The organism is Mycobacterium sp. D16R24 (assembly GCF_002013385.1).
GTDB lineage: Bacteria > Actinomycetota > Actinomycetes > Mycobacteriales > Mycobacteriaceae > Mycobacterium.
Map to the genome: position 1 here is coordinate 172,958 of NZ_MAEV01000002.1, position 24,393 is coordinate 197,350.

Below are 24,393 nucleotides of genomic sequence, written 5' to 3' on the forward strand. Positions count from 1 at the left end.
GACGCCGTCCGCCAGCGCGGAACGGGGTCCTAGTCGAGGTAGTCGCGCAGCACCTGCGAACGGCTCGGGTGGCGCAGCTTCGACATGGTCTTGGACTCGATCTGCCGGATGCGCTCACGGGTCACCCCGTACACCTGACCGATCTCGTCGAGGGTGCGCGGCTGGCCGTCGGTCAGACCGAAGCGCAGACGCACCACGCCGGCCTCACGCTCGGAGAGCGTCTCCAACACCGACTGCAGCTGATCCTGCAGCAGGGTGAAGGACACCGCGTCCACGGCGACCACGGCCTCGGAATCCTCGATGAAGTCGCCGAGCTGCGAATCGCCCTCGTCACCGATGGTCTGGTCCAGCGAGATGGGCTCACGCGCGTACTGCTGGATCTCCAGCACCTTCTCCGGCGTGATGTCCATTTCCTTGGCCAGCTCCTCGGGCGTGGGTTCGCGACCCAGGTCCTGGAGCAGCTCGCGCTGAATGCGGCCGAGCTTGTTGATGACCTCGACCATGTGCACCGGGATGCGGATGGTGCGGGCCTGGTCGGCCATCGCGCGGGTGATGGCCTGACGGATCCACCAGGTGGCATACGTCGAGAACTTGTAACCCTTTGTGTAGTCGAACTTCTCGACCGCGCGGATCAGACCCAGGTTGCCTTCCTGGATGAGGTCAAGGAAGGCCATACCGCGGCCCGTGTAGCGCTTTGCCAGCGACACCACCAGACGCAGGTTGGCCTCCAGCAGGTGGTTCTTGGCGCGATCGCCGTCACGGCAGATCCACGACATGTCGCGGCGCTGGGCGGCGGGAAGCTTCTCACCCTTTTCGGTCAGCTCGGTGACGATCTGGGTTGCGTACAGACCGGCCTCGATCCGCTTGGCCAGCTCAACTTCCTCTTCGGCGTTGAGCAGGGCCACCTTGCCGATCTGCTTGAGGTAGGCGCGCACCGAGTCCGCGGAGGCGGTGAGCTCGGCGTCCTTACGGGCCTGTCGCAGCGCCTCGGATTCCTCTTCGTCCCAGACGAAGTCGCCTGACGCCTTGTCCTTCTCGGTGGGCTCGTCGCTTTCGGCCTCCGCCTCGGGCTCGGGTTCGACGGCAACCTCGGCGAGGTCGGCCTCGATGTCGGCGTCCTCGGCGAGGTCAGGCTCGAGATCCTCACCGGGCTCGATGTCGGCGTCCTCGGGGCTGCCCTGCGGTTCGAGAGCGGGATCGATTGCCTTGCCTGCGGCTTTCTTGGCCGGTGCCTTCTTGGCGGGGGCCGCCTTCTTCGCGGGGGCCTTGGCCGCGGCCTTTTTGGCCGGTGCCTTCTTCGCGGGTGCTGCCTTGACGGCGGCCTTCGCGGGGGCCTTCTTGGCTGGTGCCTTCGCGGGTGCTGCCTTGACGGCGGTCGTCGTCGAAGGTGCTTCGTCGGCGGCCTGCGTTACCGGAGCTGCTTTCGTGGCTGCCACGTACGCCCTTTCCTGGCTACTTCTTCGACGCGCATGGGCATGCAAAATCGAGAATTTGGCTGTCTGCTTGATGTTCGTCGCTGCCGGGGAGCACCTGCGTGGCCCTGCGTGCGGCTATCTGTTGCCATTGTAACGACAACAGCGCAGAACCTGTGAAAAAGCTAAGGTGAAACGCCAGCATGTGCGGCCATCGCCGCGCCAACGATTCCCGCCGTGTTCTGCAGTGCAGCGGCCACCACCGGGGTTCGATTCGTCAGCAGCGGCACCCACTTGTCGGCCTTGCGGCTGATTCCTCCGCCCACGATGAACAGGTCGGGCCACAGCGCGTTCTCCACGGCCTCCAAGACCTTGGTGACCTCGGGCGCCCACTGCTTGTAGCTCCAATCGTTCTTTTCCTTCACCGACGACGCCGCACGATGCTCGGCCTCCATGCCGCCGACTTCGATATGTCCGAACTCTGTGTTGGGCAACAGGATTCCGTTATGAAGGACGGCAGACCCGATCCCGGTTCCGAACGTCAAGAGGACGACCAGGCCGGACTGATCCTTGCCCGCTCCGTACCGGTCCTCGGCCATTCCGGCGGCATCGGCGTCATTGAGCACGGTGACGGGTTGGCCGTTCAATTCGGCGCTGATGATGTCGTGGACGTTGACGCCCAACCATGATTTGTCGACGTTCGCGGCGGTACGCGCCTCGCCGTGCACGATCACGCCCGGATAGGTCACGCCAACGGGCCCTGTCCAGGAGAAATCACGGACGACTGTGGCGATGGTCTCTGCGACGGCCGTCGGCGTGGCGGGCTGGGGAGTGGGGTATTTGACTCGTTCGCCGATCATCTCGCCGGTAGTCAGATCCACGATCGCGCCCTTGATGCCGCTGCCGCCGACGTCGATGCCGAACCCTCGCTGTGCGGTCTCGCCGGCTTGCGTCGCAGGTGCGGACGGTGCGGATTCGGTGGCGGTCATCGGCGCTCCTTGGCCCTGGATCTACATGGCTGGCGAACACGGTCGAACACAGCCGGAACAGACTAAATGCGAGTGACACCCTAATGCCCCAGGGGACGCCGCGCGTGACGCTCGTGGCTGTGCTGCGATAGACGCGTGGGAATCGATCCGGGAGCGTTGCGTTCGGTAGCGGTGCGGCTGGCATCGGAGGCCGCCGAATTTGTGCGGCATCGGCGCGGAACCGTCGATTGGGCGGCCTCTGTGCGGACCAAGACCTCCGAGACAGATCCGGTGACCCTCGTCGACACAGAATGTGAACGGCTGCTGCGCCGCAGGCTCTCGACGTTGCGCCCGGATGACGCGATCCTGGGGGAGGAGGACGGGGTGACCGAAGGGGGCGCGAGCGGCTCATCGCACGTGCGCTGGGTGATCGATCCGATCGACGGCACGGTCAACTTTGTCTACGGCATTCCCGCGTATGCCGTGTCGGTGGCCGCTCAGGTGGACGGGGTGTCGGTGGCGTCTGCGGTGGCCGATGTCGCGGCGGACCGCGTCTTCTCGGCGGCCTCAGGCCTTGGCGCGACCGTGCGTGAGGCAAATGGCCTGCAGTGGCCCTTGGCGTGTAATCCGGTCCGGGAGGCACGGTTGGCTCTAGTGGCTACGGGCTTCGCGTATTCGACGGCGCGGCGAGAACGTCAGGCTCAACTGGTCGCACAGCTCCTGCCCAAGGTGCGTGACGTGCGGCGGATCGGATCCGCAGCGCTGGATCTGTGTGCGGTGGCAGAGGGGCGTGTCGATGCCCAGTACGAGCACGGGCTGGGGCCGTGGGACTGGGCCGGCGGTGCTCTCATCGCGCGTGAGGCCGGTGCGGTGCTGGTGCTGCCGGACGCGGATGCCCGCAGTGCCGACGGCGCCCTCATCGCGGCCATGGCTCCCGGACTCGCCGAGGAATTCGGGCAGCTCCTGACCGATATCGACGCGATGGCGCCGATTCCCGGCTAACAGGTGCTCTGCCGCGCCTTGAGGATGAAATCAGAGTTGGCCTGGTTACCGGATTTGAGGCTGTTGAGCGCCGAGGTGACCGCGTTACCCGAGGCGAGTTCGGTGAACTCGCTGCCGAGCGCCAGGTCCACCGAATTGTCGGATCGCTTGTCCTCGATGAACTCGACACACGGCGCCACCAGCGAGAGTGTCAGGGCGTTGGCGTACCCGGATTCCCCGAATCGGATCTGTCCGACACAGTTCAGACGGGACCCGCTGGGGTAGAAGGGGTCGTTGTCGGCGGTCGGTGAGGGGAACCCCAGATCGCGCAGCGCGGTGGAGACATCCCCGGCCTGACCGGCCTGGCCGTTGGCGTTGAGGACGCGTGCCTTGACGTCGTTGAGCGTCGCCGGGGTGGTTCCCGACAGCGAGGAGCGTGACACCGGCTTACCGATGGACCCGGCCCCGGGCTCGGTCTGCGGAGCGGGCGGGTTGCATGCCGTCGCCTCCTTGACCGGCGCTTCCCGGGTGAGCGCCGAGGCCCAGACAAATACCGTGACGACCAGGAGCGCTATTCCCACGCAAAGGGCTGGCAAATAGTTCCGGCGGCGGAACGGGCGCCCGTACTTGTCTACCGAGGTGCCCTCGGTGATGTCTGCGACCACGGATGGCACTCTAGGCCAGCTGACTTCTAGGCGACAGACGGCGAAATAGACTGGGTGTCCACTACCGTGTGATGTAAATCACACAAAGAACCGACGGGATCTGGGCACTAATAGTTTGTGGTGTCCGTTTCAGCCTGGTACAAAGCCTTGCTGCGCCTAATGCAGAAGCTTGAAGACGAGATGGTGATAAGGGGATGGACGCATGGCTACCGACTACGACGCTCCGAGGCGATCAGACGCCGACGATGTGTCAGAGGACTCGTTAGAGGAGCTCAAGGCTCGTCGTAACGAAGCACAGTCGGCGGTGGTCGATGTCGATGAGGCGGAAACCGCCGAATCGTTCGAGCTACCAGGTGCCGACCTTTCCGGTGAGGAACTTTCGGTCCGGGTCATCCCGAAGCAGGCCGACGAGTTCACCTGTTCGAGTTGTTTCCTGGTGCACCACCGCAGCCGGCTGGCCAGTGAGAAGAACGGCCAGCTGATCTGCACCGACTGCGCGGCCTGAGAGTCGGAGCTAGTCGCGGCCTAGCCGCGTACTAGCTCCGTAGGGCTGCCAGTACCCGGTCGGGATGGCGGCTGCTCACCAGCCAGTACGGCGTCGGATCTTCCGGGTCGTCGAGTACCACCAGGACCAGCGGGCCGATCCAGGCCCGATGCACGACGAAGGCCGCCGGATCGAGCTGACGGCCGAGCGCCGAGCTCTTCGCGGTGGCGGGAATTGCCGCTGACTTGGCGATGACACTGACCGGCAGATGTGCTGATCCGGCGCGCAGCTCGGCGCCGCCGTCCGGTCCGGCGGCAACCTCCACGCGGATCCTGCTGAACCACAACAAGACTCCCGCGACAATCGCGAACAGGATCGGGTACGGCACCCAGCTGGGCAGTTGGCGCATGCTCTGATTGATTTCCAGCCCGAGCAGCGTTGCCGCGCCAAAGCCGGGCAGGGGCCACCACCACGGAACCCACAGCCGCTCGACGTAGCGGATATCGGTCGTGTTGTTGGGGGAGGCCGTCACGCGGCCAAGGGTAGTCTGGGCGATCGTGCCCACACCTACGAGATTGGCGATCGTTCGCCTCGATCGAGAGCTGCCCCTGCCGTCCCGTGCGCATGCCGACGACGCGGGGGTCGATCTCTACAGCGCCGAGGACCTCGTGATCGAGCCCGGGCGCCGGGCGTTGGTGGGTACCGGTATTGCCGTGGCTGTCCCGACCGGGATGGTCGGGTTGGTGCATCCACGCTCGGGCCTGGCTGCGCGCGTGGGCCTTTCGATCGTCAACAGCCCTGGCACGATCGATGCCGGGTATCGTGGCGAGGTGAAGCTGAGCCTCATCAACTTGGACCCGGAGACCCCGATCGTCATCGCCCGTGGTGACCGGATCGCGCAGTTGCTGGTTCAGCAGGTTGAGCTGCCCGAGCTGGTTGAAGTGGATTCTTTTGACGAGGCCGGTCTGGCCGTGACCACCCGCGGTGTGGGCGGACACGGATCCAGCGGCGGACATGCGAGTTTGTGATGGCTTTGCACCGAAGTGGTGGTCTTAACGACCTGGACGATGCCGACGACGCGTCGGGCGAAACATTCGACGGTCCATACGAAGTCGAGGACTTCGAGAGTCCGGAGGACGCCGGAATCGGGCGCCTGGACCTGGGTTCGGTACTCATCCCGGTGCCCGAGGCCGGACAGATTCAGGTCGAGTTGACCGCTTCCGGTGCTCCCGGTGCGGTCTTCGTGCTGACACCCAACGGGCGCTACTCGGTGGCCGCCTACGCCGCACCGAAATCCGCCGGACTGTGGCGCGAGATCGCGGGCGAGCTGGCTGAATCGCTGCGCAAGGAAGCGGCAGAGGTGTCCATCGCCGACGGACCGTGGGGCCGTGAGGTCGTCGGAGTCGCCGAGGGAGGCTCCGTGCGCTTCATCGGGGTCGACGGCTACCGCTGGATGATCCGCTGCGTGCTGCAGGGGCCCGCCGAGACTTTCGACGCGCTGGCGCAGGAGGCCCGCGACGCGGTGGCCGATACCGTCGTCCGCCGCGATGACAGCCCGTACCCCGTGCGCACTCCGCTGCCGGTCGCACTGCCCGAACCGATGCTCGAGCAGCTGCAGGCGGCTCAAGCGCAGGCGATGGCCCAGGCAGAGGCCGAGGCCGTCGCCGAGGAGCCCGCCCCGCAGGATGATCCGACGCCCGTGGCCCGCCGCAGCGTCTCCGGGTCAGCCATGCAGCAGCTGCGGTCCACGATCACCGGCGGCTAGATCCGGCGGGCGAGCGCGAGCTTGGGGTTTAGTCGGGATCGAACCGGAACACCGACAGCGTTCCGGCCAGGGCTTCGAACTCATCTGGGGTTCCATGACGGACCAGCCCGGCGCTTTTCGCGAACCGCACACCCACCGGAACCTTCACAGCGAATTCCCGCAGGGCGCGCCGTGCCGTCTCGGGCGGCACGCTGATGATCCTGACGTGCTGGACGCGGTTTCGTCGGGTGAGAGTTCCGGAACCGGCCGCGGCGGCGTTGCGTGGCCAATCCGAGCCCGGATAGCCGCCTACGGCGTAGAGCTGACCGTCCATCTCGAATGGTGTGATCGGCGTGGGGCGGGGATGCCCGGTCTTCCTGCCGGGGACGGTCAGCACCATCGCCGGACCAGTGGGTATGCCGAGGCGGTGAAATGCCCGCACCACTTTGTTCATCGATTTGAGCCACCGCGGTGGGGTGTTGGTCATGGCCGTCATCCCTTCTGTGGTGCGAACTCGGCACGTGCGAACTCAGCCCGGTATCTGTTGGCCCAGGATGTGAAGGTCTCCGCGGGACGCTCGAGTATCCGGTCCACCCCGTGCGTCACAACCGCCGGCACGGTCACCGTGGCTGCCTGCATGGCCAGGTATGCGTCGGCGAATCCCGCCGGAAACCCCAGACCGGCGAAGTGTTGACGGACGAGATCGTCGGAAACCTGCAGGTATTCCAACGGCCGATGCAGAACCTCCCCGAGTGCCGCGACCAGGTCGGCGTTGGTGAATGCCTGCGGGCCGGTCAACGGGATGCGATGTCCGACGAGGTCGTCCGTGAGCAGGGCATGCGCCGCGACCTCGGAGATGTCCCGGTCCGCGATCGGGGCGACAGAGGCGGCCGCGTACGGTCCGCGGACCGCGTCACCCGCCTTGAGCTGGCCCGCCCACATCCCGAGAAAATTGGACGTGAAGACCGTCGGACGCAGACTCACCCACTCCACTCCGGAATCGACGGCGCACTGTTCCACCTCTTTGTTTCGATCACCGCGGAACCGCGATGGTTGCCGGGAGACGTCGTCGTCGCAGTTGATCGCCGAGAGTGCGACCAGGCGGGTAACCCCTTCGCGTACGGCCTGATCCACAAAATCGATGAGGTCCTCTCCGAGTGCTCGAGAATTCAGGAAGACGGCGGTGGCACCGCGCAGGCCGGCTCGGGCCCTCTCGATGGTTTTCACCTGGGGTGAAAAATCCGCGTGCGCAGGGTGGCGAGTGACCGCGCGTACGTCGGCGCCCGCCCTGCTGAGCAGATCCACAAGCGGGCGCCCCACATTGCCTGTTGCGCCGGTGACGAGAATTGTCATGTCGGGTGCTCCAATTCGGGAGGTTCGGATGGCTTTCCATGTTTCGGCCACATGAGTACGACGGGGCGCGGGCGCGAGAAGTTACCGAAGTGGGCGGTAACTTTCCGGGCCGCGGAATCGTCGTAGTGACATGAGTTCCTCGTCTACGCGCGGCGCGCTGGTGGCCGCGGCCTGGCGTGAGCACTACCCATACCTGGTGAATCTGGCCTATCAAATGCTCGGCGACATCGGGGATGCCGAGGACTGTGCTCAGGAGGCGTTCGTGCGGCTGGCGCGCGCCGACCGGACGGAGATCGACGAGCCGCGGGCCTGGCTATCGGTGGTGACCGGCCGGTTGTGCCTGGACCAGTTGCGTTCGGCACGAATGCGCCGTGAGCAGACGGGCGTCGCATCGACCGTGGAATCCGGTGCACCGCTGCATGTTTCCGCGAGCGCTGATCCCGTCGACAGAGTCACTCTGGACGACGAGGTGCGGGGTGCCTTGCTGGAGGTGTTGCGCACGTTGAGTCCCGGCGAGCGGGTCGCGTTCGTCTTGCATGACGTGTTCGGAGTGCCGTTCGAGGAGATCGCGTCGACAGTAGGCCGTCCGGTGGGCACGTGCCGCCAGCTCGCCCGGCGTGCGCGGACCAGATTCCAGCAGTCGGCATCGCGCACCGGTGATGTCACCGGTGCCGAACACCAGCAGCTGATCGAAAAGTTCGTCACCGCATGTGCAAACGGTGATCTGACCGGACTGATGGGGGTTCTGGATCCCAGCGTCTGGGGAGTAGGCACCATCATCGGGGATCCGGCGCCCCCACCACAGGTCAACCGTGGACGCACAGATGTCGCCACCAACCTGCTCGTCTACCTCGGTCACGGTGCCACGTTGGTCGGTGGGCCGTTCGGGCAGCCGGTTCTGCTGGCCTTCGCGCAGCGCAGGCTGTTCGCGGTGGTCACCCTGACGGTGCGCGAGGGCCTGGTGCTCAAGATTGAGGCCACGGCCGACCCCGCAGCGCGTGGTCTGTGATTCAGATGTCGCTCAGCGCACCGACGCACGCCCGGCCCAAACAGGACGGGTCGGCGCCCAGCTGATCGAGGGTGAAGGTGCGCAGCGCCGCGCGCGGCGCCCAGGACGCCCAGTCCTGGGCGACTGTAAGCGGATGTATCGGATCATCGGTGGCCGCCGCCACTGCCAAGGGCACGGTCAGTCCGCGGATATCGTCGGCCGTCGGGTTCATAAATGCCGACACCTCCTGCATGGCGCTGGGCAGACCAGGCCACTGGGCGGCCCACGAGCGGGTGAGCTCTGCCGCAAGCCAGGCGGGGCTGCTGGCCTGCATCGCGGCGGTGACTGCGGCCAACCCGTCCGAACGCAGCGATTCCGCGGTGACCCGGGCGGACACCGAGGCCGGCGAGTTTTCCGGCTTTCCGGTCCACGCGGGCATGGCTGCGAGCACCGCCACCGTCGCCCCGGGGTTGCGCAGGGCCCACGTCAGGGCCACGGCGGTGCCGATGGACATCCCGCCCACGACGATCGGGCCACCCCGAGCGGCCCGGTCAAGCGCCCGTAAGTAACTGTTGACCAGGTCATTCGGTTCTGGACGCACCGCGACCAGGGTGGCCCCCGCGCTGCTGAGAGCGGGGCCGAACGCCCGCGTGATGTAGTCGTCGTCGGAGCCCGTGCCCGGCATGAGAACAGCCGTGTGGCCATCAAGTTCGGGGGATAGGCCGCTTGCGGCAAGACCGTTGATGGGTGTCACGCACCTGATCTTGCCCGGTGTGCGGGACACCCCGGGGGCCGCCTGGCATCGGGGCGTGCAAAGGTCTACCGTGGCGGTTGCACCGATGAGCCGCTTGCGCCAAGTGACTCCACGAGCGATCACACGATCGGGCATGTTGAGAGGCCAGGACGAGAAGTGGCTACCACAGGCGGTTATCTGCGTCGACTGACTCGTCGGCTGACAGAGGACCTGGAGCAAGTAGACGCCGAGAAGATCGGTGACGACGCCGCCGCCACCGGTGCTCAGCGCGTCATCGATTGTCAGCGCGGCCAAGAGGTCACCATGTGCGGAACCTTGCGCACCGTCGAGACCAATTCCAAGGGTTGCGTGGCAGGCGTGAAGGCCGAGCTGTTCGACGGCACCGACACGGTGATGCTGGTCTGGCTGGGTCAACGCCGAATCCCCGGTATCGAATCGGGCCGCACCCTGCTGGTGCGCGGTCGACTCGGCAAGCTTGAGAACGGCGGCAAGGTGATTCACAACCCGTACTACGAGATTCAGCGCTAAGTGCCAGAGACCCCATCGCACGAGCCGGACGGCTCGGGCGGCGCGCATGTCGGCTCGGATACCGCGGAGGGCCCGCAGCTGAAATTCAGCGTGCCCGGGACCAAGCCCGAGGAGCCGGGAAGCTCGCCACTGCACGAGATGTGGCATCAGGCCGGGGGATGGCAGGGAATCGTCTACTCGTCGATCCCGGTGATCGTTTTCGTTGTCGCGGTCAGCATCTCCTCGTTGATGCCGGCGATCGTCGCTGCGCTGGTGGCCGCCACCCTGGTTTTGGTCTGGCGTCTGGTGCGGCGTGAATCGCTGCAACCGGCAGTCTCGGGGTTCATCAGCGTCGGCATCAGCGCACTGATCGCGTACCTACTGGGAGAGGCCAAGGGCTACTTCCTCATTGGGATCTGGGCCAACTTCTTCTGGGGCACGGTCTTTTTGGTATCGGTGATCATCCGCCGCCCGATCGTGGGCTACGCGTACAGCTGGGCCACCGGCGGCGACATGTCGTGGCGCGGTGATCGGCGCATCCTGACGGCCTTCGATATCGCGACGGTGGCCTGGATCGTGTTGTTCGCCACCAGATTTGTCGTGCAGCAGTGGCTATACCTCGCGGGCAACACGGCCTGGCTGGGCGGCACCAAGATTGCGATGGGCTGGCCGTTGACGGCCGTCGGCGCATTGATCACCTTGCTGGTGATCCGCTATGTGCGCCGCCACACCGACGTGGCCGAGGAATCCTCGACCAGTACCTAGCCGAGGACCGCGCGGTGGAGCTCGTCCTCAATGTCCGCGGTCGCGACCAGGATCAGCTCATCGCCGCCTTCGAGGGGCTCATCGGCCTGTACGGGAATGACCCGTGATCCGCGCAGAATCGCCACCAGCACTGCGTCGCGGGGGAGCTCCAGCTTCCGAACCGGCTTGCCGCCCCACGGGGTGTCGTCGGGAAGCGTGATTTCCACCAGATTGGCCTGACCGCGCCGGAATTCCATGAGCCGCACCACGTCACCCACGGCGACGGCCTCCTCGACGAGGGATGCCAGCATGCGCGGTGTCGATACCGCGACATCGACGCCCCAGGCATCGTCGAACAGCCACTCATTGCGCGGGTCGTTCACCCGGGCCACGACGCGCGCCACGGCGAACTCGGTCTTGGCCAGCAGGCTCAGCACCAGATTGGTCTTGTCGTCACCGGTCGCCGCGATCACCACGTCGAAGGTGTGCAGTTCCTCGGATTCCAACAGGCTGATCTCGCAGGCATCCCCAAGCCGCCAATGCGCCTCGGGCACCGCCTCCGGATCGATGTGATCGGGATTGCGTTCCAGCAGGGTGACTTCGTGTCGGCTCTCGATGAGCTCGCGTGCGATGGAACGTCCGACGGCGCCGGCGCCTCCGATGGCGACCTTCATCGGGCACCCCCGTGGTCATCGTCGGCATCCTCACCCGGCGGCTGCGCCGCGATCGCCATGGCCTCGGCGGCGCGTCCGGACACCGCCGACACATACACCTCGTCACCGTCCTGGATGACTGTCTTGGTGTCGGGAAGCACGCCCGTACCAAACCGGATGATGAAAGCCGCCCGCGCACCGGTGGCGGTCTCCAGCGCCGTGACGCGCTTGCCTATCCACTCTTCGTGCAGCGCGAGCTCGGTGACGACCACCGAACCGGACGGATCACGCCACTTGGTCGTGTCGCTTTCCCGGGTGAGGGCATGCAGCAGACGATCTGTCGTCCACGGCACGGTGGCGACGGTCGGAATGCCGAGGCGCTCGTAGACGGCGGCACGCTTGGCGTCGTAGATACGGGCCACCACGCGCTCGACGCCGAAGGTCTCGCGGGCCGCCCGGGCCGAGATGATGTTCGAGTTGTCACCGGAGGAGACCGCGGCGAACGCCTGTGCCCGCTCGATCCCGGCCCGCAACAAGACGTCGCGATCAAAACCCATGCCGACGATGCGTTCGCCAGTGAATTCGGGGCTGAGCCGGTTGAACGCGGAGGCTTCCTTGTCGATGATCGCCACCTCGTGGCCAATCCTGGCCAGGCCCCCGGCCAGCGCGGCGCCCACACGCCCGCAGCCCATCACCACTACTCGCACCGGTAGACCCTTCTGGATAGGCGTTCGTCTTACTACGCGCCGCGATGCTGAACGCCGCGTCACGGCACCCGACACAGCGATGTCAAGTGAGACCGTACCGCGATTGCTCGCGTGGCCTAATGTTGGCGTTCGTGTCTACGCTTTCCAAGCTGTCGACGGCGGCTCGACGCCTGGTAATCGGCCGACCGTTTCGCAGTGACAGCCTTGGCCATACCCTGCTGCCGAAGCGCATCGCGCTACCGGTTTTCGCCTCGGACGCCCTGTCCTCGGTGGCGTATGCGCCCGAGGAAATCTTCCTGGTGCTCTCGGTCGCGGGCATGTCCGCCTATGCGTTGACGCCGTGGATCGGACTTGCGGTCGCCGCGGTCATGATGGTCGTGGTGGCGAGTTACCGGCAGAACGTGCACGCCTATCCTTCCGGTGGCGGCGACTATGAGGTGGTCACCACGAATCTCGGGCCTACCGCGGGCCTGACGGTCGGTAGCGCCCTGCTGGTGGATTACGTGTTGACCGTTGCCGTTTCCATGTCCTCGGCGATGTCGAACATCGGCTCGGCCATCCCGCTAGTCGCGCAGCACAAGGTCACCTTCGCGGTGGTCGCCATTGTGATCCTGATGTCGATGAATCTGCGCGGAGTCCGCGAATCGGGCGCCGCGTTCGCGATTCCCACGTATGCCTTCATGATCAGCATGTACCTCATGTTGGGCTGGGGGCTGTTCCAGATCTACGTGCTCGGTACCCCGCTGAAGGCGGAATCGGCCTCCTTCGAGATGCATGGCGAAGGAAACGGCCTCCTGGGCTTTGCGCTGGTGTTCCTTGTCGCGCGGGCTTTCTCGTCGGGCTGTGCGGCGTTGACGGGTGTGGAAGCGATCAGCAATGGTGTGCCTGCCTTCCGGAAACCCAAGTCGCGCAACGCGGCCACGACGCTGTTGCTCCTCGGTGGCGTCGCCATCACCCTGTTTATGGGCATCATCCTGCTGGCCGAACGCACCGGAGCCAAGATCGCCGAGGACCCGGCGCAGCAGCTCGTGGGTGCACCCGCCAACTACCACCAGAAGACCCTGGTCGCCCAGCTTGCCGAGGCGGTGTTCGGTGACTTCCGGATTGGATTCCTGTTCATCACCGTGGTGACGGCCCTCATCCTGGTGCTGGCCGCCAATACCGCGTTCAATGGTTTCCCGGTGCTCGGATCGATTCTGGCGCAGGACCGTTACCTGCCGCGCCAACTGCACACGCGCGGCGACCGGCTGGCGTTCTCCAACGGCATCATCTTCCTGTCGGCAGTCGCCATCTTGTTCGTGGTGGCGTTCAAGGCCGAGGTGACCGCGCTCATTCAGCTGTACATCGTCGGCGTCTTTGTGTCCTTCACGCTCAGCCAGATCGGCATGGTGCGGCACTGGACCCGGCTGCTCAAGACCGAGACCGACCCGGCGGTACGCGGCAAGATGATCCGCTCACGCATCATCAACACCATCGGTTCCATCATGACCGGCACAGTGCTGATAGTCGTCCTGGTCACCAAATTCCTTGCCGGAGCATGGATCGCGATCCTGGCAATGGGTCTGCTGTTCGTGCTCATGAAGATGATTCACAAGCACTACAACACGGTGGCCCGTGAGCTGGACAACCACGAGGGAGAAGTGGTGTTGCCCAGCCGCACCCATGCCGTCGTCCTTGTCTCCAAGGTGCATCAGCCCACGCTGCGCGCCCTCGCCTACGCCCGTGCCACCCGTCCCGACGTCCTGGAGGCGATCACCGTCAGTGTTGACGATCGGGACACCCGAGAACTCGTCAGGGATTGGGAGACAAGCGATCTCAGCACTCCGCTGAAGGTGATCGCCTCCCCGTATCGCGAAATCACTCGGCCCATCCTCGACTACGTCAAGCGCATCAGCAAGGAAGCGCCGCGCACAGTCGTCTGCATCTTCATTCCCGAGTATGTGGTGGGGCATTGGTGGGAGCAGGTGCTGCACAACCAGAGTGCGCTGCGACTCAAGGGGCGCCTGTTGTTCGTTCCCAATGTCATGGTCACATCCGTTCCGTGGCAGCTTGACTCGTCCGAGCGTCGCCGCGAGCTCGACGAGCAGTCCGCACCCGGCGACTCACGGCGAGGGTTCGACTCCTAGTGGCAATCGGCGAAATCCTCGAGGTCCAGACCGGTGGGCCCGCCAATGGGGGCAGCGTGGTGGCCCGGCACGACGGGCGCGTCATCTTCGTCAGATACGCGTTACCTGGCGAGCGGGTGCGTGTCCAGATCACCGATGACCGGCAAGCCAGCTTCTGGCATGGCGTCGCCGTCGACGTCCTGGACCCGTCACCGCACCGCATCGATCCGATATGCCCCATCGCGCATGGTAGCGGCGAGTCTGGTTGCTGTGACCTGTCTTTCGTCGATCCGGCGTATCTGCGCGAGCTCAAGGGTGATGTGGTGAGCCAGCAGTTGTCGCGGCTCGGCAAGTACGACTGGCAGGGTGCGGCCGAACAGATCGGGGCCGGAGACTCCACGGGGTGGCGGACTCGGGTGCGTTTGGACGTGAACGCGTTGGGGCAACCCGGCTTTCACCGGTATCACAGCAACGAGCTGGTCACCGACCTGCGCTGTGCCCAGGTGGTGCCGGGATTGCTCGAGGGGCTGGATGAACCGGATCTCGGTTCCGAGGGTCCGCTGCACGCCGTGCTGGACGATCAGGGGCGTCGGCACGTGCTGCGCGGGCGTTCGGTGGTCGAAGGCGAGGACGTTGCGGTTCAGAAGGTCGGGGACCGGCTCTGGTTGGTACCGGTGACGGCGTTCTGGCAAGCACATCGCGACGCGGCGAGCACCTACAGTCAGCTGGTCTCCGAATGGGCCGAGCTGGAGCCGGGCATGAGTGCCTGGGATTTGTACGGCGGTGTCGGGGTCTTCGCGGCGGTGCTGGGGGAGGCGGTGGGACGCACGGGACGTGTTGTCAGTGTCGACACCTCACGTCCGGCGTTCCGGAGCGCCAAGGGTGCGCTGGGAGATCTGCGTCAGGTCACCATGATCTGCGGTTCGGTACGCAACGCCATGCGCGACCTGGGTAAGGCCGATGTCGCGGTTCTCGACCCGCCCCGCGCGGGTGCCGGACGTGAGGTCATCGGGCGAATCGCCGATGCCGGCGTGCCGCGAGTCATCCATATCGGTTGTGAGGCAGCGGCATTCGCACGCGATGTGGGGTTGTACCTGGAGCGCGGGTATCGGGTAGAAGAGCTGCGGCTGTTCGATGCGTTCCCGCTCACTCATCACATCGAAAGCTTCGCGCTGCTCACCCGCTAAGACGGCGGCGGGCGTAAAGATCTTATAAAGTAGCTTCCCAGGTGTGCCGGGAAGTCTGGTCGGCGGTATTTAGCCCTGCCAGAAAGGACGGACACCAATCCATGAGGCTGCGCCAACGCGTCTTTACCCGCGGATCGTGGGCGGAATCGTCTCGTGTCGCCGAGATTCTGCGCCAGGAAACCGTCGGCGGCGTGCTGCTGGTGGCGGCGGCGCTGACCGCACTGCTCTGGGCCAACTCGCCGTGGAGTTCCTGGTACTACCGGCTGGGAGCCATCACGGTCGGGCCCGAGCGGCTGCATCTGAACCTGACGCTGGCGGGCTGGGCCACCGACGGGCTGCTCGCGATCTTCTTCTTCGTTGTAGGCGTGGAACTGAAGCGTGAATTCGTGGCGGGGGATCTGCGGGACCCGGGGCGCGCCGCGTTGCCGATTGTCGCCGCCATCGGCGGCATGCTCGTTCCGGCCGCCATCTATCTGGCGGTGAACGCCTCCGGTGGTGGCGAGGCGATGCGCGGCTGGGCAATCCCCACCGCCACCGATATCGCCTTCGCGCTCGCCGTGCTCGCCGTGATTTCAACACATCTGCCGTCCGCGCTGCGCACATTTCTGCTCACCCTGGCGGTGGTGGATGATCTGCTGGCCGTCATCGTGATCGCGGTCTTTTATACCGATGAGCTGCATTGGGGGGCGCTGGGCCTCGCGCTCATTCCGCTCGCGCTGTTCGCGCTGGCGGTGCAGCGCCGTCGCCGGGAATGGTGGCTACTGGTGCCGCTGGCACTGTCCGCCTGGGCGTTGGTACACGCCTCGGGGGTGCACGCCACTGTGGCGGGCGTACTGCTGGGATTTGCCGTCCCGGTATTGAGGCGGGACGGGCGTACCGATGTGCACGGCATGGCCGAGCGATTCGAGCACCGGCTACGACCGCTGTCGGCGGGTGTCGCGGTGCCGGTGTTCGCGTTCTTCGCTGCGGGCGTCACCCTCGGCGGCTTCTCCGGGCTGTGGCAGGCGCTGCTGGATCCGGTGGCCTTGGGAGTGGTCCTGGGCCTGCTGGTGGGTAAGCCGATAGGGATCTTCCTGACGACGTATCTGTTGGCGCGGTTCACGCGGGCCAGTCTCGATGACGATCTGAGCTGGCTGGATATCGTCGGTGTGGCCCTGCTGGCCGGGATCGGCTTCACGGTGTCGCTGCTCATCGGCGAATTGGCGTTCGGCGCCGGATCGGCCGCCGAGCACGTCAAGGTCGGCGTGCTCGCCGGATCGTTGACATCGGCGGCCGTGGCCTCGGTCGTGCTGAGGCTGCGCAACCGGGCATATCGGCGCATCGAGGCCAAGGAGACCCTCGATGCCGACCACGATGGAGTGCCCGATGTTTTTGGCTCCGCTCCAAGCGACCAAATCTGAATCGCTGCGTAGACTGACCTGATGCTTGACGACATCAGGGGACCGGGTGACCTGCAGGGTCTCTCGAAGCGAGAGCTGGACTTGCTCGCCGACGAGATTCGCGAGTTCCTGATCCATAAGGTCGCCGCGACCGGCGGCCATCTAGGACCCAACCTGGGTGTCGTCGAGCTGACGCTGGCTCTCCATCGTGTGTTCGAGTCCCCGTATGACCCGATCATCTTCGACACCGGGCACCAGGCGTATGTGCACAAGATCCTGACCGGCCGTTCCGGAGACTTCGACACGCTGCGCCAGAAGGACGGCTTATCGGGGTACCCGTGTCGGGCCGAGAGCGAACACGATTGGGTGGAATCCAGCCACGCGTCGACGGCGCTGTCCTACGCGGACGGACTTGCGAAGGCATTCGAACTGACAGGGCAACGTCGCCGCCATGTCGTCGCGGTGGTTGGCGATGGCGCGCTCACCGGCGGCATGTGCTGGGAGGCTCTGAACAACATCGCGGCCGCCGATCGCCGCATCATCATCGTCGTCAACGACAACGGACGAAGCTATGCGCCGACCATCGGTGGCCTCGCCTCGCATCTGGCCGGGCTGCGGCTCACGCCCACCTACGAGAAGGTGCTCGACGAGAGCCGGAAGCTGCTGCGCGGTATGCCGGTGGTGGGACCGTTGGCGTACGCGTTGATGCACAGCCTCAAGGTGGGAGTCAAGGATGCGGTATCGCCGCAGGTGATGTTCACCGATCTGGGCATCAAATACGTTGGGCCCGTTGATGGACACGATGAGCATGCGGTCGAGGATGCACTGCGCCGTGCCCGTGGTTATGGCGGCCCGGTGATCGTGCATGTGATTACCCGCAAGGGCATGGGGTATGCGCCTGCCGAGGACGACGAGGCCGAGCAGATGCATTCCACCGGCATTATCGACCCGAAAACCGGCCGCTCCATCAAGGCTTCGGCGCTGGGCTGGACATCGGTGTTCTCCGACTCGCTCATCGATGTGGCCAGTGAACACCGCAATATCGTGGCGATCACCGCGGCCATGCCGGGACCGACCGGGCTCAGCAAGTTTGGTGAGCGTTTCCCGGATCGGCTCTTCGACGTCGGTATCGCCGAACAGCACGCCGTCACCTCCGCGGCCGGTCTCGCGATGGGCGGCCTGCACCCCGTGGTGGCGATCTACTCCACCTTCCTGAACCGTGCGTTCGATCAGGTGATGATGGACGTTGCGCTGCACAAGCTTCCGGTGACATTCGTGCTGGACCGGGCGGGCATCACCGGAAGTGACGGGGCCAGCCACAATGGCATGTGGGACCTGTCGATCCTGAACGTGGTGCCCGGAATGCGGGTCGCTGCGCCGCGTGATGCTTCGCGGCTGCGTGAAGAGCTGACCGAAGCGCTGGCGTTCGATGATGGGCCGACCGCGCTGCGTTTTCCCAAAGGCGAAGTCGGCGAGGATATCCCGGCTGTCGAGCGTCGAGACGGCGTCGATGTGCTGGCCCGTCCGGCGGGCGGATTGCACGCCGATGTGCTGCTGGTGGCCGTCGGCCCGTTCGCATCGACCGCGTTGGCGACGGCCGAGAGGCTTGGCAAGCAGGGGATCGGGGTCACTGTCGTCGACCCGCGGTGGGTGCTGCCGGTGCCCGAGTACGTGGTCGGCCTGGCCAGGCAGCATCGGCTGGTGGTGACCTTGGAGGATAGCGGCGTGCACGGCGGTGCCGGTAGCGCGGTGACCAAGGCGATGCAAGACGCCGATGTAGATGTGCCGAGTCGGGATATCGGTGTCCCGCAACAGTTCCTAGACCATGGGTCCCGGGGGCAGGTTCTTGAGCAGCTCGGTTTGACCGATCAGCACATCGCTCGCAAGATCACCGGCTGGGTGGCCGCGATGAGCCGCGAGACGGCCGACAATTCGGTTTCCGAACAGATCGACTAGCTCCGCACCCAGTCCGGAGTGGCGAGGATTTCGCGCAGCTCTTCCACGAGACGCCCGCTGTGAAATCCGTCGGCCGCCGCATGGTGGATCTGCACTGCCAGCGGCATGATGGTTTGGCCAACCCGATCATGGAACTTGCCGACGGTGAAGATGGGAGCCAGATGTTCCCAGCCGGGGGCGATGGTCAGCGTGAAGCTGGAAAAGCTCGTCCACGGGATGCTGGAGATGTCGAACACATTCCGGGGTCGGGGCAATCCTTGTGGGAAAAGCGTTGAGGAGTGGCGATGTTCGGCGAGCAGGTCGACGACTTCGGTGTGGAACGCGTCGAAGTCGGTGCTGTAGTTGGCGCTGATACTCGCGAAGGTCTCGCGGTCGGGATTGAACACGGTGAACGCCGGGTCCACGGTGTCCCAGATTCCCGGATTTCCTTGATCGTCAAGGGCCATGCGGAATTCTGGATAACGATTCACGACGGTCGCCAATGCCCAGATCTGTGTCGGATATGTCTTGCGACCGGATGCGCGAATCGCTCTGAGGAGGTCGGTGACGTCCAGATCGACCGTAATCGAGTAGTAGGTGGGACAGCGGTTGAGATAGTGCGCGAACCATTCACCGCGTGGCCACTGTTGCACATCGACGGGTTCAAGTGTTGCCATGGAGACCAGCAGAGCGTCTCCCGGGCGGCCTTGCAACTCAATTTTGGCCGTGTCGGCGAGTTAGCCCCGGCTGTCGGTCAGCGTCGCGGTGAGGATCGGCACCGTCAGTTCCCGTTGCCATGGGCGCGCGCCGTGGCCGGCGAGTAGTTCTTCGACGTCCCCATTGCCGTTCCAGTCCCAGCAGAGCCGTCTCACGATCTCCGGGGTGACGATGTTCTCCACGGGCACCGAGATCTCCTCGGAGAGCGCCGACAGGGCTGTGCGCGCGGCTTCCAGGCGCGCGTAGGCCTCGGGTTTGCGTCGCGACCATCGCGATACCGGCGGTGGCCCGATGGTGGGCTCATTGACCGGTGGAGGGGTGTCCGCGCTGCGGGCTTTCGCCAGCGCCGCGAGCCAACGATCGGCCTGCTGCTTCTGCCGGGGACCGCCGAACACCGGAAGAGCGATCAGTTCGTTCCGTGTCTTCGGGTCGGCCATCGCAGCTTCGACGATCGCCGAATCGGGAAGCGTCCGGCCGGGGGCCACATCTCGCGCGCGCGCCAGTTCATCACGGCTGAGCCATAGTTCGCGGACGGCCGCCAACTGGCCGGGTTTGCGTATCTTGTGGATTCCGGAGGTGCGACGCCAGTTGTCCCGCCGCGTCGCCGAGGCCGTCATGTGCGCAAGGTACTCGAATTCCTGCCGGGCCCATTCGGTCTTGTCTTGCTCGTCGAGAACTTCGGCGATCTTCTCGCGCAGCTCGATGAGCACCTCGACGTCTAGTGCCGCGTAGTTGAGCCAGTCGTCCGGCAGGGGACGTTTGGACCAGTCGGCGGCGCCATGTCCCTTGGCCAGACCCAGACCCAGCAGTCGATGCACCATCGCCGCCAGGTTCACCTTCTCGAATCCGGCTAGCCGCCCGGCCAGTTCGGTGTCGTAGAGCGACGGCGGTCTCATCTCCAATTCGGCCAGGCAGGGCAGATCCTGGTCGGCGGCATGCAAGATCCATTCGTCGGCGCTCAGCACCTCGACGATCGGTCCCAGTGCGTCCGGAACATTCGTCGGGTCCAGCAGCACCGATCCGGCGCCGCGTCGGCGAATCTGGATCAGGTAGGCACGATTGGAGTACCGGAATCCGGAGGCGCGCTCGGCATCAACGGCGAAGGCGCCGGTTCCGGACGCCAAACGTTGTGCGGCCATGCGGATTTCATCCGTCGAGGCGGTGAGTGGCGGCACCCCTTCGGCGGGGCGAAGCAGTGGTGTCGGTTCGGGGAGCTCGGAGTCGTTGTCCATATCTGAATCAGCAGCGTAGGCCCTAGGCGCGGTGGCGCGACCCCAGATCGGTCACACCGACCGGTGGCAGGCCGGCGGCATGCTCTAGTACCTCGCAGAACGCCTCGACGTGAGTTCCGATATCGGTACCGGTGGCGGTCCAGGATGCCCGTAGTTCCAACTGGTGAGCGCGTCCCGGACCGGCGATATCGCCGTAGCGGACCGAGGTGGTTGCGGTCACCGTTCCGCCCAACGCCGTCACGTCCGCGGTGCGCGTGTTCAACGCGTCCACGAGCCAGCTCCACGCGACCTCGGGCAGCAACGGGTCCACGGCCTCTGAGGCATCCAGATCGGCCTGGATGTAGGCGACCAGCCTCATGGTGCCGTTCCACGCCTCATCACCCTCGGGGTCGTGCAACAGGATTAGCCTGCCGAAGGCGTCGCCCTCGGATTGTTCGGGCACGTTATCGGTATCGAGGTGCTTGATTTCAGCGCCGAGTGCGTAGCTGAACGGAGCCAGCCGCTGTGGGGGACGAATAGTGCCCAGCTCGATTTCCGGACGCGCGGTCACGGAGTTCATCGCGTCGACCGCCGCGCGGAACGGGGCTGGTTCGGCAGACGTCACAGCAATGGACGCTAGCGCGCCGGGCCGACATGCTCCCGAAGGCGCGCCGTACGAGGTTGCCATGGCAGCATGGGCAGTGATGACCGGATTGAACGAAGATCGCACGACGCAGGCAAAAACCCGTCGTGAGCTGCCACTTTCCCCATATCTCGCAGCCGCCGAGGGCCGGGTTCCCAGCCGACCTCCGGTGTGGTTTATGCGGCAGGCCGGGCGTTCGCTGCCCGAGTACCGCGCGGTGCGCGCCGATCACGCCATGCTGGACGCTTGCTTTAATCCTGAACTGGTTTGCGAGATCACGCTCCAGCCGATCCGGCGGCACCAGGTCGACGCCGCCATCTTGTTCTCGGACATCGTGGTGCCACTCAAGGCCGCCGGGATCGATCTGGACATCGTTCCCGACGTGGGACCCGTGATCGCGAACCCGGTGCGCACCACCGCCGATGTGGCGGGACTGCCGCGTCTGGAGCCCGGGCAGGTTGAGGCCGTCAGCGACGCGGTGCGACTGCTGGTCACCGAGCTGGGCGCCACCCCGCTGATCGGCTTCGCCGGCGCTCCCTTCACGCTGGCTTCCTACCTTGTCGAGGGCGGCCCGAGCCGCCACCATCAGCGCACGAAGGCGCTGCTGCAGGGAGATCCCCAGACCTGGCACGCGTTGATGACCGCGCTGACCGATATCACCATCGCCTTCCTGCGCGCACAGCTCGATGCGGGCGTGGATGCGCTACAGCTATTCGACTCGTGGGCGGGCGCGCTGTCGCTGGCCGACTATCGGTCTGCTGTATTGCCGCACAGTACAAGGATTTTCGATGAATTCGCCGGTGCGGGCGTACCCATGACGCACTTCGGGGTGGGCACCGCCGAGCTGCTGGGTGCGATGGGGGAGGCCGGCGCCACGGTGGTCGGTGTGGACTGGCGTACTCCGCTGAATGTCGCGGCGGGTCGGGTTGGCCCCGGAAAAGCCTTGCAGGGCAACCTCGATCCGGCGGTCCTGTTCGCCGGGTGGCCGGTGGTGGAGCGTGAGGTGCGCCGAATCGTTGGCGAGGGGCGTCAGGCCGTGGCCGACGGTGCCGCCGGGCATATCTTCAATCTGGGGCACGGGGTGCTGCCGGATACCGATCCGGCGGTACTCACCGATGCGGTGGCGCTGGTGCATTCGTTGTGACCTCCGCGGCGTCGTCGGCCTCGCCTTCCATTGCCATTGTGGGCGGCGGTATTTCGGGGCTGACGGCGGCGTACCGGTTGCGGTGCGAGCTAGGCGATGACGCGCGCATCACCGTGTACGACCCGGCCGAGCAGCTGGGTGGGATCCTTCGCACCATCACCCTCGGTGAGCACCGGATTGACATCGGTGCCGAGGCATTCATCACCCGCCGCCCCGAGGTGCTGGACCTGTTGGAGGAACTGGGGCTGGCGGACCGCAGGCTCGACACCACAGGAGCGCGACCACTCATATATGCCGGAGGCAGTCTGCATCCGCTACCCACGCGGACGGTGAACGGCATCCCGGCCTCGGCGTCGTCGGTGGTCGGGCTTGTCGACGAGGAGACGGTAGCGCGCATCGAGAGCGAGCCGCAGCGCGATATGCACTGGACCGTAGGAGCCGAACCCACCGTCGCGGACCTGGTCTCGCTGCGGTTTGGTCCGCAGGTGGTCGAGCGGCTGGTCGATCCGCTGCTCGGCGGCGTGTACGCGGGTTCGGCCGCGACGACGGGGCTGCGTACGGCGGCACCCGGCATTGCCCGGGCGCTCGATGAGGGGGCGGGCAGCTTGCTCACCGCGGCCCAGCAGGCGTTGCCGCCGATCTCGGCCACCGGCATCTTCGGTGCCATCGATGGTGGCTATGCGGTGCTGCTGGAGGAGCTCTGGCGCCGCGCCCGCGCCGAACATCGGCAGCTCGCGATCACCGGTATCGCGCGCGATGGCGACGGTTGGACGCTCACCGGCGACGGAACGTCGGCTGATCATTTCGACGCGGTCATCGTCGCAGTGCAGGCACCCCGCGCGGCGGCGATTCTGGATGCGGTCGCACCCGAATCGGCCGCGGCGGCGCGGACCATTCCGGTCGCGTCTTCGGTGGTCGTCGCGCTGACACTGCCCGGCGATGCCCCAATTCCGGCGAATTCAGGCGTGCTGGTGGCGTCGCAAGAAACCTTGCACACCAAGGCCATAACCTTCTCGACCAGCAAGTGGGGATTACGCGGACGCAATACCCAGGTGGTGCGGTTGTCCTACGGACGCTTCGGTGACACCGTGGCGCGGGCCACCAGCGACGAGCAGCTGCGGCACTGGGCTGTTGTCGACCTAGAAACCGTGCTGGGTGCGCCTGTCACACCGATCAATTCGGCGCTGGCCCGTTGGATCGACGCCATGCCGCAGTACGGTCCCGGCCACGCCGATGTGGTGGAAGCGATCCGCGACGGGTTGCCGCCAGGGGTCGCGGTGGCGGGGTCGTACCTGGACGGGATCGGGGTGCCCGCTTGTGTGGCCTCCGCCTCTCAAGCGGTGCGAGCCACCGTGGCACGATGGGGACATGGCTAGCCTCGATTTCGACACCCTCAACTCCACCATTCGCTACCTGATGTTCTCGGTGTTTCAGGTGCGCGACCAGGGACTGGGCGAGGATCGCGATACCGCCGCCGATGAGGTGGCCACCCTGATCAAACGCCATGAAGATGACGGTGTCGTGGTGCGCGGCATCTACGACGTGGCCGGGCTGCGCGCCGATGCCGACTTCATGATCTGGTCGCACGCCGAATCCATCGAGAAGCTGCAGGCTTTGTACAGCGACTTCCGCCGCACCACCGCGCTGGGCCGGGCCAGCACCCCGGTGTGGAGCAACGCGGCCCTGCACCGGCCCGCCGAGTTCAACAAGAGCCACATCCCGGCCTTCCTGGCGGGGGAGGAGCCCGGCGCTTACATCTGCGTGTATCCCTTTGTGCGGTCCTACGATTGGTACCTGCTGCCCGATGAGGAGCGACGCAAAATGCTCGCCGATCACGGTATCGCCGCGCGCGCGTACAAGGATGTGCGCGCCAACACCGTGCCTGCTTTCGCGCTCGGCGACTACGAGTGGCTGCTGGCGTTCGAGGCGCCCGAGCTGTACCGCATCGTCGATCTGATGCGCGATTTGCGTGCCACCGAGGCGCGGTTGCACGTCCGCGAGGAGACGCCCTTCTTCACCGGCCCGCGGGTCTCGGTCGAGGAGCTCGTGGCCCGCCTCCCCTAGGGCCACTCCGCGCCGACACGCCGTGACATGCCGAGACACGCCCGCGGA

Annotated in this window: 26 protein-coding genes; 14 read left to right on the top strand and 12 right to left on the bottom strand. The window is 65.7% G+C overall.

Going from position 1 to position 24,393, the window contains the following annotated elements; all coding sequences use genetic code 11:
• Positions 1-29 precede the first annotated feature (29 nt).
• Both B4383_RS01900 and ppgK read right to left on the bottom strand, forming a co-directional pair.
• Complete coding sequence (locus B4383_RS01900; protein ID WP_078287733.1) at positions 30-1,481, bottom strand: RNA polymerase sigma factor; 1,452 nt, start codon at positions 1,479-1,481, stop codon at positions 30-32.
• Between the two features lie 116 nt (positions 1,482-1,597).
• On the bottom strand, positions 1,598-2,401 hold the full coding sequence (ppgK, locus tag B4383_RS01905) for a polyphosphate--glucose phosphotransferase (protein ID WP_078287734.1): 804 nt from the start codon (positions 2,399-2,401) through the stop codon (positions 1,598-1,600).
• 156 nt (positions 2,402-2,557) lie between these two features.
• Here ppgK and B4383_RS01910 point away from each other — a divergent pair, with 156 nt between their 5' ends.
• On the top strand, positions 2,558-3,382 hold the full coding sequence (locus B4383_RS01910; RefSeq protein ID WP_078287857.1) for an inositol monophosphatase family protein: 825 nt from the start codon (positions 2,558-2,560) through the stop codon (positions 3,380-3,382).
• Here the strand turns inward: B4383_RS01910 and cei are convergent.
• Positions 3,379-4,026 carry an envelope integrity protein Cei gene (gene cei, locus B4383_RS01915; protein WP_078287735.1) on the bottom strand — a complete coding sequence of 216 codons (648 nt, stop codon included), beginning with the start codon at positions 4,024-4,026 and terminating at the stop codon, positions 3,379-3,381. The two genes, B4383_RS01910 and cei, sit on opposite strands and share 4 nt — an antisense overlap.
• 202 nt (positions 4,027-4,228) lie before the next feature.
• Here cei and B4383_RS01920 point away from each other — a divergent pair, with 202 nt between their 5' ends.
• Positions 4,229-4,531 (top strand): DUF4193 domain-containing protein, encoded by a 303-nt coding sequence (locus B4383_RS01920; RefSeq protein ID WP_005057245.1) that lies wholly within the window; start codon positions 4,229-4,231, stop codon positions 4,529-4,531.
• A gap of 31 nt (positions 4,532-4,562) precedes the next feature.
• Here the strand turns inward: B4383_RS01920 and B4383_RS01925 are convergent, their stop codons facing one another.
• Positions 4,563-5,075: a DUF3093 domain-containing protein gene (locus B4383_RS01925; protein WP_191986380.1), complete on the bottom strand. Its 513-nt coding sequence runs from the start codon at positions 5,073-5,075 to the stop codon at positions 4,563-4,565.
• On the opposite strand from B4383_RS01925, the gene dut reads away from it, so the two are divergent.
• Entirely contained in the window at positions 5,068-5,538 is a 471-nt protein-coding gene (dut, locus tag B4383_RS01930) for a dUTP diphosphatase (protein ID WP_176138376.1), read from the top strand. The genes B4383_RS01925 and dut overlap by 8 nt on opposite strands.
• On the top strand, positions 5,538-6,275 hold the full coding sequence (locus tag B4383_RS01935; RefSeq protein WP_078287737.1) for a DUF3710 domain-containing protein: 738 nt from the start codon (positions 5,538-5,540) through the stop codon (positions 6,273-6,275). The genes dut and B4383_RS01935 overlap by 1 nt, the downstream gene beginning before the upstream one ends.
• A gap of 28 nt (positions 6,276-6,303) precedes the next feature.
• Here the strand turns inward: B4383_RS01935 and B4383_RS01940 are convergent, their stop codons facing one another.
• Positions 6,304-6,708 carry a nitroreductase/quinone reductase family protein gene (locus B4383_RS01940; RefSeq protein ID WP_078287859.1) on the bottom strand — a complete coding sequence of 135 codons (405 nt, stop codon included), beginning with the start codon at positions 6,706-6,708 and terminating at the stop codon, positions 6,304-6,306.
• 38 nt (positions 6,709-6,746) lie between these two features.
• Complete coding sequence (locus B4383_RS01945) at positions 6,747-7,607, bottom strand: NAD(P)H-binding protein (RefSeq protein ID WP_078287738.1); 861 nt, start codon at positions 7,605-7,607, stop codon at positions 6,747-6,749.
• 130 nt (positions 7,608-7,737) lie between these two features.
• Here B4383_RS01945 and sigI point away from each other — a divergent pair, with 130 nt between their 5' ends.
• Complete coding sequence (gene sigI, locus B4383_RS01950; protein ID WP_078287739.1) at positions 7,738-8,616, top strand: RNA polymerase sigma factor SigI; 879 nt, start codon at positions 7,738-7,740, stop codon at positions 8,614-8,616.
• Between the two features lies 1 nt (position 8,617).
• On the opposite strand, the gene B4383_RS01955 is transcribed toward sigI, so the two are convergent.
• Positions 8,618-9,280: an alpha/beta hydrolase gene (locus B4383_RS01955; RefSeq protein WP_078287740.1), complete on the bottom strand. Its 663-nt coding sequence runs from the start codon at positions 9,278-9,280 to the stop codon at positions 8,618-8,620.
• A gap of 225 nt (positions 9,281-9,505) precedes the next feature.
• Between B4383_RS01955 and B4383_RS01965 the strand changes: the two genes are divergently transcribed.
• A complete protein-coding gene (locus B4383_RS01965; protein ID WP_005057265.1) occupies positions 9,506-9,877 on the top strand; it encodes an OB-fold nucleic acid binding domain-containing protein in 372 nt (123 codons plus the stop codon).
• Positions 9,878-10,621 carry a DUF3159 domain-containing protein gene (locus B4383_RS01970; RefSeq protein ID WP_078287742.1) on the top strand — a complete coding sequence of 248 codons (744 nt, stop codon included), beginning with the start codon at positions 9,878-9,880 and terminating at the stop codon, positions 10,619-10,621.
• Here the strand turns inward: B4383_RS01970 and B4383_RS01975 are convergent.
• A complete protein-coding gene (locus tag B4383_RS01975) occupies positions 10,618-11,274 on the bottom strand; it encodes a TrkA family potassium uptake protein (RefSeq protein WP_078287743.1) in 657 nt (218 codons plus the stop codon). The two genes, B4383_RS01970 and B4383_RS01975, sit on opposite strands and share 4 nt — an antisense overlap.
• Entirely contained in the window at positions 11,271-11,960 is a 690-nt protein-coding gene (locus B4383_RS01980) for a TrkA family potassium uptake protein (protein WP_134064938.1), read from the bottom strand. The genes B4383_RS01975 and B4383_RS01980 overlap by 4 nt, the downstream gene beginning before the upstream one ends.
• 119 nt (positions 11,961-12,079) lie before the next feature.
• On the opposite strand from B4383_RS01980, the gene B4383_RS01985 reads away from it, so the two are divergent.
• The 4 genes from B4383_RS01985 (at position 12,080) to dxs (ending at position 18,587) form a co-directional block, all read left to right on the top strand.
• Positions 12,080-14,086 (top strand): APC family permease, encoded by a 2,007-nt coding sequence (locus B4383_RS01985; RefSeq protein WP_078287745.1) that lies wholly within the window; start codon positions 12,080-12,082, stop codon positions 14,084-14,086.
• A complete protein-coding gene (locus tag B4383_RS01990) occupies positions 14,086-15,252 on the top strand; it encodes a TRAM domain-containing protein (protein WP_078287746.1) in 1,167 nt (388 codons plus the stop codon). The genes B4383_RS01985 and B4383_RS01990 overlap by 1 nt, the downstream gene beginning before the upstream one ends.
• Positions 15,253-15,353: 101 nt before the next feature.
• Positions 15,354-16,652 (top strand): Na+/H+ antiporter NhaA, encoded by a 1,299-nt coding sequence (gene nhaA / locus B4383_RS01995; RefSeq protein WP_078287747.1) that lies wholly within the window; start codon positions 15,354-15,356, stop codon positions 16,650-16,652.
• A 21-nt stretch (positions 16,653-16,673) separates the two neighbouring features.
• A complete protein-coding gene (gene dxs / locus B4383_RS02000; RefSeq protein WP_078287748.1) occupies positions 16,674-18,587 on the top strand; it encodes a 1-deoxy-D-xylulose-5-phosphate synthase in 1,914 nt (637 codons plus the stop codon).
• On the opposite strand, the gene B4383_RS02005 is transcribed toward dxs, so the two are convergent.
• From B4383_RS02005 to B4383_RS02015, 3 genes are read right to left on the bottom strand one after another with little or no spacing between them, the layout of a single operon-like run.
• Positions 18,584-19,243 (bottom strand): CatA-like O-acetyltransferase, encoded by a 660-nt coding sequence (locus tag B4383_RS02005; protein ID WP_078287749.1) that lies wholly within the window; start codon positions 19,241-19,243, stop codon positions 18,584-18,586. The two genes, dxs and B4383_RS02005, sit on opposite strands and share 4 nt — an antisense overlap.
• Before the next feature lie 60 nt (positions 19,244-19,303).
• Positions 19,304-20,515 (bottom strand): ribonuclease D, encoded by a 1,212-nt coding sequence (locus B4383_RS02010; RefSeq protein WP_078287750.1) that lies wholly within the window; start codon positions 20,513-20,515, stop codon positions 19,304-19,306.
• Between the two features lie 22 nt (positions 20,516-20,537).
• A complete protein-coding gene (locus tag B4383_RS02015) occupies positions 20,538-21,119 on the bottom strand; it encodes a DUF3000 domain-containing protein (RefSeq protein ID WP_078287751.1) in 582 nt (193 codons plus the stop codon).
• A gap of 61 nt (positions 21,120-21,180) precedes the next feature.
• Between B4383_RS02015 and hemE the strand changes: the two genes are divergently transcribed.
• From hemE to hemQ, 3 genes are read left to right on the top strand one after another with little or no spacing between them, the layout of a single operon-like run.
• A complete protein-coding gene (gene hemE, locus B4383_RS02020) occupies positions 21,181-22,281 on the top strand; it encodes a uroporphyrinogen decarboxylase (RefSeq protein ID WP_176138377.1) in 1,101 nt (366 codons plus the stop codon).
• Positions 22,278-23,657 carry a protoporphyrinogen oxidase gene (locus B4383_RS02025; protein WP_078287752.1) on the top strand — a complete coding sequence of 460 codons (1,380 nt, stop codon included), beginning with the start codon at positions 22,278-22,280 and terminating at the stop codon, positions 23,655-23,657. The genes hemE and B4383_RS02025 overlap by 4 nt, the downstream gene beginning before the upstream one ends.
• Complete coding sequence (hemQ, locus tag B4383_RS02030) at positions 23,650-24,345, top strand: hydrogen peroxide-dependent heme synthase (protein ID WP_078287753.1); 696 nt, start codon at positions 23,650-23,652, stop codon at positions 24,343-24,345. Before B4383_RS02025 ends, hemQ begins: the two co-directional genes overlap by 8 nt.
• Positions 24,346-24,393: the final 48 nt, after the last annotated feature.

Coding starts and splice junctions, on each gene's coding strand:
- hemQ (WP_078287753.1), top strand. CDS start 23,650: ATGGCTAGCCTCGATTTCGACACCCTCAACTCCACCATTCGCTACCTG.
- B4383_RS01940 (WP_078287859.1), bottom strand. CDS start 6,708: ATGAACAAAGTGGTGCGGGCATTTCACCGCCTCGGCATACCCACTGGT.
- nhaA (WP_078287747.1), top strand. CDS start 15,354: ATGAGGCTGCGCCAACGCGTCTTTACCCGCGGATCGTGGGCGGAATCG.
- dxs (WP_078287748.1), top strand. CDS start 16,674: ATGCTTGACGACATCAGGGGACCGGGTGACCTGCAGGGTCTCTCGAAG.
- B4383_RS02005 (WP_078287749.1), bottom strand. CDS start 19,243: ATGGCAACACTTGAACCCGTCGATGTGCAACAGTGGCCACGCGGTGAA.
- B4383_RS01955 (WP_078287740.1), bottom strand. CDS start 9,280: ATGCCGGGCACGGGCTCCGACGACGACTACATCACGCGGGCGTTCGGC.
- ppgK (WP_078287734.1), bottom strand. CDS start 2,401: ATGACCGCCACCGAATCCGCACCGTCCGCACCTGCGACGCAAGCCGGC.
- B4383_RS01920 (WP_005057245.1), top strand. CDS start 4,229: ATGGCTACCGACTACGACGCTCCGAGGCGATCAGACGCCGACGATGTG.
- B4383_RS02010 (WP_078287750.1), bottom strand. CDS start 20,515: ATGGACAACGACTCCGAGCTCCCCGAACCGACACCACTGCTTCGCCCC.
- B4383_RS01935 (WP_078287737.1), top strand. CDS start 5,538: ATGGCTTTGCACCGAAGTGGTGGTCTTAACGACCTGGACGATGCCGAC.
- B4383_RS01985 (WP_078287745.1), top strand. CDS start 12,080: ATGTTGGCGTTCGTGTCTACGCTTTCCAAGCTGTCGACGGCGGCTCGA.
- sigI (WP_078287739.1), top strand. CDS start 7,738: ATGAGTTCCTCGTCTACGCGCGGCGCGCTGGTGGCCGCGGCCTGGCGT.
- B4383_RS01945 (WP_078287738.1), bottom strand. CDS start 7,607: ATGACAATTCTCGTCACCGGCGCAACAGGCAATGTGGGGCGCCCGCTT.
- B4383_RS01975 (WP_078287743.1), bottom strand. CDS start 11,274: ATGAAGGTCGCCATCGGAGGCGCCGGCGCCGTCGGACGTTCCATCGCA.
- hemE (WP_176138377.1), top strand. CDS start 21,181: ATGGCAGCATGGGCAGTGATGACCGGATTGAACGAAGATCGCACGACG.